The organism is Cupriavidus sp. GW821-FHT07C08, assembly GCF_059419025.1.
In genome coordinates, this window is sequence record NZ_JBWKQZ010000037.1 from 89709 (window position 1) to 100744 (window position 11036).

The following is an 11036-nucleotide window of genomic DNA, read 5'->3' on the forward strand; positions in this document are numbered from 1 at the left end:
CGCCGGCGGGCGGCGCTTTCCCGGCCGTGCGGGGTGATGGCGGGGAGTATCTCGATCCGATTGTATTCGATTATGATGTGCCGGCGCGCTGCCTGCACAGACCGGTACGCGCACCATGCCGCACGACGTGAGCAATTCGCCGGCGAGAGACCGGCCGACGCGGCCAACGGGTAACCGAACCACATTTCGCGGGGGTTTATGTCTTTCCGATCCGGGGTCAATGGCCGGCTTGCCGGCCTGCTGGTGGCGTGCGCCATCGGCACGGGTGGCGCATCCTGCGCTGCCTTCGCAGCCAACACGGCGGGCACCGCCGACACATCCGAAAACGGCGTCACTGCCGACACCATCCTGCTGGGCCAGTCCGCCGCCCTGACCGGCCCGACCGCTGTGCTCGGCAAGCAGATGAACTCGGGCGCGCGGCTGTATTTCGACCATATCAACCGGCAGGGCGGCATCTACGGCCGCAAGATCCGGCTGGAGGCGCTGGACGACTACTACGAGCCCGAGCCCGCCGCCAGGAACACAAAGAAGCTGATCGAGGAAGACCGCGTCTTCGCCCTCTTCGGTTATGTCGGCACGCCCACCAGCCAGGCCGCTCTGCCGCTGGCAATCCAGGCCAGGGTGCCGTTCTTCGGCCCGTACACCGGGGCGCAGTCGCTGCGCGAGCCGCGCAGCCGCTACGTCTTCCACGTGCGCGCCGGCTACAACGAGGAAACCGCGGCCATCCTGCGCCAGATCCATACCACCGGGCTCAGGCGCGTGGCCGTGGTCTACAACGAGGACGCCTACGGAAAGGCCGGACTGGAAGGACTTGAGCGCGCGCTCAAGGCCGCGCCCGACAGCGGCGTACAGATCGTCGCGCGCGAGCCCGTGGTCCGCAATACCACGGAAATCGGCGACGCCATCCAGGGCTCGATGAAGACCAGGCCCGACGCCGTGGTGATGATCAGCGCCTACCGCACCGCCGGCGCCTTCGTGAAGGAAGCGCTGCGCCGCGGCTACAACGGCCAGTTCTACAACGTCTCCTTCGTCGGCACGCAGGCGCTGGCCAACGAGGTCGGCGCGCAGGGCAGCGGCGTGATCATCTCGCAGGTGATGCCGCACCCGGGCAACGCCACGCTGCCGATCGTGCGGGAGTACCTGCGCATGCTGCAGGCCGCCGGCAAGCCCAGCGAATTCGACTACGCCAGCATCGAAGGCTTTATCGCCGCCAAGGCCTTCACCGAAGGCCTGCGCCGCGCCGGCAAGGACCTGACGCGCGAGAAGCTGGTGACCGCGCTGGAGTCAATGCGCAGCTATGACCTCGGCGGGTTTATCGTCAACTTCACGCCGGAGAACCACGTGGGTTCGAAATTCGTGGAGATGACGATCATCAATTCGAAGGGCCAGGTGATCCGCTGAGACTCCGGGTTTTCTCCTCCCTGCGCGCGGGAGGAGAAAACCATGCCCTACTCCATGTCGTTCAGGTGACACGCCGAGAACCGCATCGGCGCAATCTCCTTCAGCAGCGGCTGCTCTTCCCGGCAACGCGGCATCGCATGCGGGCAGCGCGGGTGGAAGTGGCAGCCCGGCGGCGGGTTCAGCGGCGACGGGATCTCGCCGCGGATCGCGACATAGGTCTTGCGGGCCACCTCCAGCTTGGGCGCCTCGGCCAGCAGTGCCTGGGTATAGGGATGGTTGGGCGCGGCGAACACGTCTTCGGTCGGCGCGGATTCAACCACCCGCCCCAGGTACATGATCACCACGCGGTCGCTGATGTGCTTGACCACGCCCAGGTCGTGGCTGATGAACAGGTAGGTCAAGTTCAGGTCTTCACGCAGGCGCATGAACAGGTTCAGCACCTGGGCCTGGATCGACACGTCCAGCGCCGCCACCGACTCGTCGCACACCAGGAACTCGGGCTTCACCGCCAGCGCCCGGGCAATGCCGATGCGCGCGCGCTGCCCGCCGGAGAACTGGTGCGGAAAGCGCCGCAGCACGGTCGGGTCCATGCCCACGCGCACCAGCATGTCTTCCACATAGCCCTTCTGCGCGCCGCGCCCGACCATGCCGTGCACCACCGGCGCCTCGCCGACGATATCCAGCACGCGCAGCCGCGGATTGAGCGAGGCGTACGGGTCCTGGAAGATCATCTGGATCGCCAGCTGCTTCTCGCGGCGCTTGTCGGGCGGCAGGTGGTCGAGGTTGGTGCCGCGCCAGAAACGCTCGCCCTCGGTCAGTGAGTGCAGGCCTACAGCCATGCGGCCCAGCGTGGACTTGCCGCAGCCGGACTCGCCCACCAGGCCGACCACCTCACCGGCACGGATACTCAGGTCGACGCGGTCGACCGCGTGCACCACCTCGTCATGCGCATGGGCGCCGAACAGGTTGGCGATGCGCGCGGCGGCGTCGAGCGACTTGACGAAGCGCTTGGACACGCCGCGCAGCTCCAGGATCGGCGCGCTCGGCGTGGCCCCCTCTTCAGCGGCAGGATTCGTCATCGGTCGGGATTGCAGTTCAGTTGCGCTCATGCCGCCTCCTGGTTGGCCAGCACCGGATGGAAGCAGCGCAGGCGGCGGCCGTCGGCGGCGGTCTCCAGCGGCGGCTCGGTCTTGCAGGCAGCGGTGGCGTAGGGGCAGCGCTCACGGAAGGCACAGCCGCCCGGCAGGTTCAGCAGCGACGGCGTCATGCCCGGGATCTGCCGCAGCGGCGCGCCGCGCGGATTGCGCGACGGCGCCGAGCTGATCAGCCCGTGGGTGTACGGGTGCTCGGGGTGCTCCAGCACCTGGCGCACGTCGCCGGCCTCCACGATCTTGCCGGCGTACATCACGCACACGGTATCGGCCAGCCCCGCCACCACCGACAGGTCGTGCGTGATCCAGATCAGCGCCGTGCCCGATTCGCGGCACAGGGTCTGCATCTCGTACAGGATCTGGCCCTGGATGGTGACGTCCAGCGCGGTGGTCGGTTCGTCGGCAATGATCAGGTCGGGCTTGTTCAGCAGCGCGATCGCGATCGCCACGCGCTGGCGCATGCCGCCCGAGAACTGGTGCGGATAGGCCTGCAGGCGCTCGTCCGGCGACGGGATGCCGACCCGCGCGAGCGCATTGCGCGCGCGTTCGCGCGCCACCGCCTTGCCCACCTTCTCATGGGCCAGCACCGCCTCGATCATCTGCGTGTCGATGCGCAGGACCGGGTTCAGCGTCATCATCGGGTCCTGGAAGATCATTGCGATGCGGTTGCCGCGCACGTCGCGCTGCTGCGCCGGCGTGAGCGCGCGCAGGTCGCGGGTGATGCCGTCGCGGCTGGTCAGCGCGATGCGGCCGTCGACGATCTTCCCGGGCGGGTCGATCAGGCCCATGATCGAATAGCCCGTCATGGACTTGCCCGAGCCGGACTCGCCCACCAGCCCCATGATCTCGCCGCGGCCCACGGTGAAGGACACGTCGTCGACGGCCTTGGCGATGCCGCCGCGCGTGTGGAATTGCGTCTTCAGGTGTTCAACCACCAATGTCGGTTGTGCCATGTTCCGCTCCTGGTTATTGCGTCTGCAGGCGCGGGTTGAGCACATCGCGCAGCTGGTCGGCCACCAGGTTCATCGCCACGATGGTGACCACCAGCGCGATGCCCGGGAAGAAGCTGATCCAGTACTTGCCCGACAGCATGTACTGCTGGCCGTTGGAGATCAGCGAGCCCAGCGAGGGCTCGGTGACCGGCACGCCCAGCCCGAGGAAGGACAGCGTCGCTTCCAGCGTGATGGCCGAGGCCACCTGCAGCGCCGCGATCACGATCAGCGGCGGCAGGCAGTTGGGCAGCAGGTGGCGGAACATGATGCGCATCGGCGGCAGGCCCAGGCAGGTGGCGGCCTCGATATATTCCTTGCGCCGCTCCACCAGCGCGGCACTGCGCGTGGTGCGGGCGTAGTAGGCCCACTGCACCGCCACCAGCGCGATCACGATATTGCCCAGGCCCGGGCGCAGGAAGGCCAGCAGGATCAGCGCCAGCAGGATCGGCGGGAACGACAGCTGCAGGTCGGCCACGCGCATGATGAAGGCCTCGGTGCGCCCGCCCAGGAAGCCGGCCAGCAGGCCGAGCGTGGCGCCCAGCAGCAGCGCGATCACGGTGCTGACCACGCCCACGCCGATGCTGATGCGCAGGCCGTACATCACCGCCGACAGGATGTCGCGGCCCTGCTCGTCCGAACCCAGCAGGAAGGTCATGCCGTTGCCGGCCTGCTCGCCCGGCGCCAGGCGCGCGTCAAGCACGTCCAGCGTGGCCAGGTCGTAGGGGTTCTGCGGCGCCAGCCACGGCGCGAAGATGGCGATCAGGATGATGATGACCAGGGTGGCCAGCCCGGCCACGGCAATCTTGCTGGAGAAGAACTCCGCGGCAAAGCGCCGCCACGGCGATTGTTCGCGCGCCGCGGCGGGCGGCGGCGTCTTGTCCTCTTGTTCGACAGATACGGCACTCATGGCTCAGCCCTTGTTGTCGGCAATGCGCACGCGCGGATCGAGCATGCTGTAGATGATGTCCACCACCAGGTTGATCAGGATAAACAGCGTCACGATCACCATCAGGTAGGCGACGATCACCGGCCGGTCCAGCAACTGGATCGAGTCGATGATGAGCTTGCCCATGCCGGGCCAGGCGAAGATGGTCTCGGTCACGATCGCAAAGGCGATGATCGAGCCGAACTGCAGCGCTATCACCGTGACGATCGGGATCAGGATGTTCTTCAGCACGTGCACGCCGACGATGCGGGTGTTCGACAGGCCCTTGGCGCGCGCAAACTTGACGTAGTCCTGCATCATCGCCTCCTGCGTGCCGGCGCGCGTGAGCCGGATCACCATGGCGATGTTCAGGAGCGACAGCGTCACCGCCGGCAGGATCAGGTGGCGGATGCCGTCGGCGGTCAGGAAGCTGAGCGGGATCCCAAGCACGCGCACGGTCTCGCCGCGTCCGTTGGAGGGAAGCCAGCCGAGTTGCACCGCGAACACCATGATCAGCATCAGCCCGACCCAGAAGGTGGGCAGCGAGAAGCCCAGGATCGACACCCCCATGATCGACTTGCCGGCGATGCCCTTGGGCCGCAGCCCGGCCCACAGGCCCAGCGGGATGCCCAGCACGATCGCCAGCAGGATCGCGCAGATGGCCAGCTCCATGGTGGCGGGCATGCGCTCGAAGATCAGCTTGAGCGCTGGCGTGCCGTGCGCGAACGAGGTACCCAGGTTGCCTTGCAGCGCATTCTGCAGGAACACCCAGTACTGCTCCCACAACGGCTTGTCCAGGCCCAGCGCCGCGATGGTGCGCTTGATGTCCTCCTGGTCGGCCTGCGGGTTGATCAGGATGTCGACGGGATTGCCGATGGCAAAGACGCCGAGGAAAACCAGCAGCGACATGACGAAGAGCACGACCACGCTCTGCATCAGGCGCCGGATGATAAAGACCAGCATATTCGAACCACTTTCCTTTCGCGCGCGAATGCACGCCACACCCGGGCCGCGCCGTGGCGCTTCCCGGGTGTGGCGCGGCAGCCATGCGCGGCACCGCAAACTCGGCCAGCAGACCATCCGCGGGCCGAGGCTCCTGTCTGGGCTGACCGGAGCTTACTGGGGCTTGAAGTTATGCGCGTAGGTGCGCTCGTCGGTACGCGGCACGTAGACGATGCCCTTTTGCGTGGCCCAGGTGGTCACCTGCTGGTGGATCGGGACGATACCGCCATCGTTGATCGCGATTGCGGTGGCCTCCTGCAGCAGCTTGGAGCGCTCCTTGTCATCCACGGTGGACAGCGCCTTCTCCAGCACCACGTCCATCTTGGGGTTGCAGTACTCGCCCCAGTTGGTGGTGCCGAAGCCCTTCTTGCTGTCCTCGCATGCCAGTAGCGCGCGCAGCGGCGAGCTGACCTCGCCGGTCTGCGCGCCCCAGCCCAGCAGCCCGAACGACCACTCGTGCTTGATGCCTTTGGACGAGTATGTCGCCATCGGCATGCCTTCGACCTTGGTGGCGATGCCGATGCGAGTCAGGTTCTGCGCAATGGTCTGCGCGATCTTCTCGTCGTTGACGTAGCGGTTGTTGGGCGTATGCAGCGTCACGCCGAAGCCGTTCGGGAAGCCGGCGTCGGCCAGCAGCTTCTTGGCGGCCTCGGGGTCGTACTTGACCGTCTTCAGGTTGGGGTTATAGCCGAACAGCGTCGGCGGCACCAGGTTGTTGGTCGGCTCGGACAGGCCTTCCATCAGGCGGTCCTTGATGCCCTGCCGGTTGATCGCCATGCTGATGGCATTGCGCACGCGCGCGTCCTTCAGCGGGTTCTTGTCCAGCGGTGCGCCTTCCTTGGTGGTGACATAGGGCGACTTGTCGCGCTTGGCATCGAAATACAGGTAGATCACGCGGTGCGAGATCTTGGAGAAGAACGACAGCTTGGGATCCTGGCGCACCTTGGGCAGGTCAGGCGTGGGCACGTTCTCGATGGCCTGCACGTCGCCCGACAGCAGCGCCGCCAGGCGCGTCGCCGGATTGGGGATGAAGCGCAGCGTGACCTTGTCCCAGGCCGGCTTGGCGCCCCAGTAGTCGTTGTTGCGCACCAGCTCGACCCGGTCGTCGCGGGCATAGCTGACGAACTTGAACGGCCCGGTGCCGACCATGCCCTTGCCCTGCGCGAAGTCATCCGAGCTCAGCCCCTGCGTGGCCTTCTTCTGCACGATGAAGATCGACGTGAGGTCGTTCAGCATCAGCGGATAGGGCTGGTTGGTGGTCAGCTGGATGGTGTACTTGTCGATGATCTTCTTGTTGACGATCGCCTTGGTGTAGACATCGAACTTGCCAGGGCTGTTCTGGATGGTGGCCGGGCGGTCCAGCGACCAGATCACGTCTTCGGCGGTCAGCTCGGAGCCGTCGTGGAACTTCACGCCCTTGCGGATCTTGAATTCCCAGGTGAGGTTGTTGACCAGCTTCCACGACTCGGCCAGGCCCGGGATGATGCGGCTGTCCGGGTCCATCTTGGTCAGCGAGTCAAAGACATGCTCGGAAACGTTGATGTTGGAGAACAGGTTGTAGAAGTGCGGATCCATCGAGGTTGGCGGCGAACTCATGGCCAGTTTGAGGTCCGCGGCCTGGGCGGTGCCGGCAAGCGCCAGGCCAAGGGCCCCGGCTACCGCCACCACACCAATTGCCTTCTTGAAAGTGCGAAGGGACATCGCGCAATTCTCCCTGTAGGAAGTGAAGCAGACGTATTAGGATCGGCAATGCGCCGCGGGTCACGCGGCGGCGCTGCGTTTTGGTGCGGTTTGGGGTGCAGTTGCGCATCACAAAGCGACGAAATTGCCGGCCGGGCACTTCAAGCATGAACTGTTCCAGCAGAGCCCATGTCGCGGCAATGCGGGGAAACCCACCCGCGCTGGCATATTGCACTGCGCCAACCGGGCAAGCGCGCAGGAAATCGCCGCATTTTGGCGCTTTGCGGAGAGGCATCGTATGATCGGGGTATCCAACGCTAACGCCCCTAACGTCCAGGGCAGCCAGGCATCATGAAGCTCATTCCCGAAATCCTGCAGGCACAAGCCGAAATCCGCGCGATCCGGCGCGACATCCACGCCCACCCGGAACTCTGCTTCGAAGAACAGCGCACCGCCGACGTGGTCGCGCAGAACCTGGAATCGTGGGGCATCGAAGTTCATCGCGGCCTGGGCACCACCGGCCTGGTGGGCGTGATCCGCAACGGCAACAGCCCGCGCACCATCGGCCTGCGCGCCGACATGGACGCGCTGCCGCTGCAGGAAGCGAACACCTTTGATCACCGCTCGCAGCACACGGGCAAGATGCACGCCTGCGGCCACGACGGCCACACCGCCATGCTGCTCGGCGCGGCGCGCTACCTGGCGCAGCACAAGCCCTTCGACGGCACCGTGCACCTGATCTTCCAGCCGGCCGAGGAAGGCGGCGGCGGCGCCCGCGAAATGATCAAGGATGGGCTGTTCGAGCGCTTTCCGTGCGACGCGGTATTCGGCGTGCACAACTGGCCGGGCATGCCGGTCGGCGCGTTCGGCACGCGCGCGGGCCCGCTGATGGCATCCAGCAACGAGTTCCGCATCGTGGTGCGCGGCAAGGGGGCACATGCGGCCATGCCCAACAATGGCAACGACCCGGTCTTCACCGCGGCGCAGATCGTGTCGGCGCTGCAAGGCATCATCACGCGCAACAAGCGCCCGATCGATACCGCGGTGATCTCGGTCACGCAATTCCACGCGGGCGACGCCACCAATATCGTGCCGGACCAGGCCTGGATCGGCGGCACGGTGCGCACATTCACGGTGCCGGTGCTGGACCTGATCGAACGGCGCATGGAAGAAGTGGCGCGCGCGGTGGCGGCGGCGTTCGACTGCACCATCGAATACGAATTCCACCGCAACTATCCGCCCACCATCAACAGCGAGGCCGAGACCGGCTTTGCCACCGAGGTCGCCGCCGAACTGGTCGGGCCGGGCAACGTCGACAGCAATGTCGAGCCCACCATGGGCGCCGAGGATTTCTCGTTCATGCTGCAGCACAAGCCCGGCTGCTACCTGTTCCTGGGCAACGGCGACGGCGGCCATCGCGACGCCGGCCATGGCATCGGACCCTGCATGCTGCACAACCCGAGCTACGATTTCAACGACGAACTGCTGCCGGTCGGCTCGACGTTCTTCGTGCGGCTGGTGGAAAAGTGGCTGGCGCCTGCGTGACGTTACGTACCTGAGCACAGCACAACGATAACAACAGGGGAGCATCCGGATGGGCCGCCTGGCGCTGGATCGCGAGACAGCGCGCAGCTTCGCGCGCGTGGCGCTGGACAATATCCTGCGCCGCTATCCGTACAAGCTGGACCACATGATGGCCAGCGCCGATGACCTGGCCGAACCGGCGGCCTGGCATCCGGTCTTCTGCGGCAGCTACGACTGGCACTCCAGCGTGCACATGCACTGGTTGCTGGTTCGGCTGCTGGCGCTGTCGCCGGACCTGGAGGAGGCGCCGCGCATCCGCGCAACGCTGGATGCCCAGCTGCGCCCAGAGCACATCGCGGTCGAACTGGCCTACTTCCAGCGGCCCCATTCGCGCACCTTCGAGCGCCCCTATGGCTGGGGCTGGATGCTGAAACTGCAGGCGGAATTGCTGGCGCTGGCGCGACAGGACGCCCAGGCAGCCACCTGGGCCGAGGCGTGCGCGCCGCTGGCATCGCACCTGTCACGGCAACTGGCGGATTTCCTGGATGCAGCGGTTTTCCCGGTGCGCACCGGCACCCATTACAACAGCGCCTTCGCCCTGGTGATGGCCGTGGCCTATGCACGCACGCACCAGGACCTCACCTTGCGGCGCGCCATCGTGCGGCGGGCCCACCGCTGGTTCGGACATGATCAGAAATACCCGGCGCGGTATGAGCCCGGCGGCGATGAATTCCTGTCCGGCGGGCTGACCGAAGCCGTGCTGATGCACGCCGTGATGGACGGCTGCGCGTTTTCAGAATGGTGGGAGTTGTTCGTGCCAGGGCAGGTGGAACTGGCCAACTGGCTGACGCCGGTCGAAGTGACCAATCGCAGCGATCCCAAGACCTCGCACCTGGACGGACTCAACCTGTCGCGCGCCTGGTGCTGGCGCATGCTGGAGCCCGCCCTGCCCGAGCCGCTGCGGCCGCTGGCCATCCGGGCCTGGTCGGACCATCTCGAAGCGTCGCTGCCGCAGGCGGTCGAGGGTGAGTATGTGTCGACGCACTGGCTGGCCTCGTTCGCGGTGCTCGCGCTGGCCGAGCCCATCGGCGGCTGATGGCGCCGCCAGCGTCCTTCAGTCCAGCGCGATGTCGCCATACCAGGACTCGGCCTTGCTCTTGGTGTTGTCGGTATCGGTCATGATGCCCACGGCGATGACCCGGCCGGGGTCGGTCCCGAAGGCCTTGCGGTAGTCGGCGCGCAGGTCGCGCTCATGGCAACGCCACTCATTGGCGTGCTTCATGCCGCTATCCACCACGATCATGCGCACCCGGTCCGTGTGCGGATTTTTCACCACTGAGCCTTCCGCGCGCCGTCCGCCCCAGATATACATCAGCGTGGCGTAGGGCATTTCGCGGCCGGTGGTCAGCCGCGCCATCTCGTACATCAGCTGGTCTTTCAAGGACAGTGCACCCTTGTCGCCGTCGAAGGCGACAAATAGGCGCAACGGCGAATCCTCGCGCGGGCCGTGGCTGTTGTCGGCGTTGCGGATAATGCCGCTGGTCTTCCAGGTCCAGCGCAGCATGCCGGCATCGCGATCGCGCAGCGGGACATACAGGCCGGAGGCCGAGCTCTCGGCCTGCGCATGGACGACCACGCGCTGGTCGACCTCTGCCATCGAATAACGGGTGGGCGTCTTGTTGCGGTTGATGGTCCACGGCTGCCAGCCGACCGGCAACTGGCCGCGATGCGGTGAGACCGAGAACAACGGCAGCGTGGCCAGGGTCGGCGGCGGCGCGGCATCGGCGACTTCGCCGTCGTCACCCGCCTCGGCTTCCGCCGCACTGGTGTTGGCGGCAGCCAACGGCTCGGGCGACGACACCGCAGGCAGCGCCGGGTCCGTCTGCGCTGCCGCGTATGCGGTCATGCGCCTGGCGAACGTCTGGCAATCGATCGCGGAAGTACCGGCCGTATTGGCCGTGTCATCCGGATGAACCGCGGAAACAGGGGGATTGGATGCGCATCCTGCCAGCAGCAGCGCGCCGGCGGCGCCAGTCAAAACCAGCCGAAACACCTTGGCCGTCATGTAACCCCTCGAAACCCGAATCCGGACCTGCTCTGTTGGCAAGGGTCCGGCTATTGCCCACTACTTGCTGCAAACACATGTTGCAACCGCCTACGTGCCGCATGTGGGCACTTGGGGGTCGACCATAGCAGAAGGCGCGCAGTCCCGGAATGCTCGCCGACCCGCGTTGCGGCATGAAAACAACGAGGACGCGCATGCCTGCGCCCGCCACGGCATTTTCGCCGCGCCAAAGCAAAAACCCCCAGCCTTTGGGGCTGGGGGTTCTGCGGTATAAGAGCCTGGCGATGACCTACTTT

General features: G+C 66.2%; 9 protein-coding genes. 3 read left to right on the plus strand and 6 right to left on the minus strand.

Features of this window, described 5'->3' with window-relative positions; all coding sequences use genetic code 11:
- The first annotated feature begins 198 nt into the window (after positions 1-198).
- Positions 199-1401, plus strand: coding sequence for an ABC transporter substrate-binding protein (locus tag AC07UK_RS33655; protein ID WP_494688067.1), 1203 nt, complete (start codon positions 199-201; stop codon positions 1399-1401).
- Between the two features lie 47 nt (positions 1402-1448).
- On the opposite strand, the gene AC07UK_RS33660 is transcribed toward AC07UK_RS33655, so the two are convergent.
- From AC07UK_RS33660 to AC07UK_RS33680, 5 genes are all read right to left on the minus strand, one after another.
- Entirely contained in the window at positions 1449-2480 is a 1032-nt protein-coding gene (locus AC07UK_RS33660; RefSeq protein ID WP_436223116.1) for an ABC transporter ATP-binding protein, read from the minus strand.
- A gap of 26 nt (positions 2481-2506) precedes the next feature.
- Entirely contained in the window at positions 2507-3505 is a 999-nt protein-coding gene (locus AC07UK_RS33665) for an ABC transporter ATP-binding protein (protein WP_013958094.1), read from the minus strand.
- Positions 3506-3518: 13 nt separating this feature from the next.
- Entirely contained in the window at positions 3519-4451 is a 933-nt protein-coding gene (locus tag AC07UK_RS33670) for an ABC transporter permease (RefSeq protein WP_316151615.1), read from the minus strand.
- Between the two features lie 3 nt (positions 4452-4454).
- Positions 4455-5432 (minus strand): ABC transporter permease, encoded by a 978-nt coding sequence (locus AC07UK_RS33675; protein WP_436222717.1) that lies wholly within the window; start codon positions 5430-5432, stop codon positions 4455-4457.
- 153 nt (positions 5433-5585) lie between these two features.
- On the minus strand, positions 5586-7172 hold the full coding sequence (locus AC07UK_RS33680; protein ID WP_114136022.1) for an ABC transporter substrate-binding protein: 1587 nt from the start codon (positions 7170-7172) through the stop codon (positions 5586-5588).
- Positions 7173-7502: 330 nt separating this feature from the next.
- Here AC07UK_RS33680 and AC07UK_RS33685 point away from each other — a divergent pair, with 330 nt between their 5' ends.
- Both AC07UK_RS33685 and AC07UK_RS33690 read left to right on the plus strand, forming a co-directional pair.
- Positions 7503-8696: a M20 aminoacylase family protein gene (locus AC07UK_RS33685; protein WP_436222718.1), complete on the plus strand. Its 1194-nt coding sequence runs from the start codon at positions 7503-7505 to the stop codon at positions 8694-8696.
- A gap of 49 nt (positions 8697-8745) precedes the next feature.
- Positions 8746-9771 carry a DUF2891 domain-containing protein gene (locus AC07UK_RS33690; protein WP_494688066.1) on the plus strand — a complete coding sequence of 342 codons (1026 nt, stop codon included), beginning with the start codon at positions 8746-8748 and terminating at the stop codon, positions 9769-9771.
- Between the two features lie 18 nt (positions 9772-9789).
- On the opposite strand, the gene AC07UK_RS33695 is transcribed toward AC07UK_RS33690, so the two are convergent.
- Entirely contained in the window at positions 9790-10740 is a 951-nt protein-coding gene (locus tag AC07UK_RS33695) for a DUF3047 domain-containing protein (protein ID WP_494688065.1), read from the minus strand.
- Positions 10741-11036 lie beyond the last annotated feature (296 nt).

Bases quoted from the DNA above. Each gene is read 5' to 3' on its own strand.
- AC07UK_RS33685 (WP_436222718.1), top strand. From the start codon at position 7,503: ATGAAGCTCATTCCCGAAATCCTGCAGGCACAAGCCGAAATCCGCGCG.
- AC07UK_RS33690 (WP_494688066.1), top strand. From the start codon at position 8,746: ATGGGCCGCCTGGCGCTGGATCGCGAGACAGCGCGCAGCTTCGCGCGC.
- AC07UK_RS33665 (WP_013958094.1), bottom strand. From the start codon at position 3,505: ATGGCACAACCGACATTGGTGGTTGAACACCTGAAGACGCAATTCCAC.
- AC07UK_RS33675 (WP_436222717.1), bottom strand. From the start codon at position 5,432: ATGCTGGTCTTTATCATCCGGCGCCTGATGCAGAGCGTGGTCGTGCTC.
- AC07UK_RS33655 (WP_494688067.1), top strand. From the start codon at position 199: ATGTCTTTCCGATCCGGGGTCAATGGCCGGCTTGCCGGCCTGCTGGTG.
- AC07UK_RS33670 (WP_316151615.1), bottom strand. From the start codon at position 4,451: ATGAGTGCCGTATCTGTCGAACAAGAGGACAAGACGCCGCCGCCCGCC.
- AC07UK_RS33695 (WP_494688065.1), bottom strand. From the start codon at position 10,740: ATGACGGCCAAGGTGTTTCGGCTGGTTTTGACTGGCGCCGCCGGCGCG.
- AC07UK_RS33660 (WP_436223116.1), bottom strand. From the start codon at position 2,480: ATGACGAATCCTGCCGCTGAAGAGGGGGCCACGCCGAGCGCGCCGATC.
- AC07UK_RS33680 (WP_114136022.1), bottom strand. From the start codon at position 7,172: ATGTCCCTTCGCACTTTCAAGAAGGCAATTGGTGTGGTGGCGGTAGCC.